Source organism: Pseudomonas sp. BMW13, from assembly GCF_013357275.1.
GTDB lineage: Bacteria > Pseudomonadota > Gammaproteobacteria > Pseudomonadales > Pseudomonadaceae > Aquipseudomonas > Aquipseudomonas khazarica.
This window is the reverse complement of record NZ_SUKD01000047.1, coordinates 1-343: the sequence shown is the minus strand read 5'-3', so window position 1 is coordinate 343 and position 343 is coordinate 1. Positions and strand designations below refer to the sequence as shown.

The 343-nt window shown below is 64.1% G+C and carries 1 pseudogene; it reads left to right on the top strand.

The window, feature by feature from the left end:
- A pseudogene (locus E4487_RS23955) lies at window positions 1–343 on the top strand (methyl-accepting chemotaxis protein); the annotation flags it as partial.

Below are 343 nucleotides of genomic sequence, written 5' to 3'. Positions count from 1 at the left end.
AGCTACGCCGAGATCGCCCAGGGCATCAACGCCATGGTCGCCGGCCACATCAGCGTGAAGAAGAAGGCCATGGCCTGCGTTCAGGCCTTCGCCGAGGGCGATCTGAGCGCATCGCTGGAGCAGTTCCCCGGCAAGAAGGCCTTCATCAACGACACCATCGAGACCCTGCGCGGCAACCTCACAGGCCTGATGAGCGAGATGCGGCACATGTCCGACGAGCACGACAAGGGCGACATCGACGTGGTCATCGACGCCGCGCGCTTCACCGGCAGCTACGCCGAGATCGCCCAGGGCATCAACGCCATGGTCGCCGGCCACATCAGCGTGAAGAAGAAGGCCATGG